Source organism: Streptomyces sp. P9(2023), from assembly GCF_032436795.1.
GTDB lineage: Bacteria > Actinomycetota > Actinomycetes > Streptomycetales > Streptomycetaceae > Streptomyces.
Window position 1 is genome coordinate 1 of sequence record NZ_JAUPWM010000200.1, and the last position, 385, is coordinate 385.

The window sequence follows — 385 nt, forward strand, 5'->3', positions numbered from 1 at the left end:
GATTGAAAATCGCCCTATGGTCCAGTTGGTTAACCCACGGAACTTCTTTGCTGATCCATCCTGCCAAGGTGATCTGGACAACGCTATGTTTGTTGTGCAGTCCTTTGAGACGTGTCAGGCTGATCTGCGTAAGCAGTCAGATCGGTACAAGAACCTCGACTATGTGGACTGGGCTTCTGCTGATCCGGCGCAGTCTTATGACCATGCTACGACAACCCCAACCAATTTCAATTTCAAGGACAACATGCGCAAGCGTGTTCTGGCCTATGAATACTGGGGTTATTATGACGTTAATGGTGACGGTGTTCTCGTTCCTATCGTCGCTACATGGATTGGCAAAACACTCATCCGCTTGGAAGAAAACCCGTTCCCTGACCAGAAAATT

Annotated in this window: 1 protein-coding gene; it reads left to right on the forward strand. The window is 48.3% G+C overall.

From position 1 onward, the window contains the following. Positions 1 to 16: 16 nt before the first annotated feature. Positions 17 to 385, forward strand: a 369-nt coding sequence (locus tag Q5762_RS37335) for a hypothetical protein (protein ID WP_315896756.1), incomplete at its 3' end; no start/stop codon positions are given.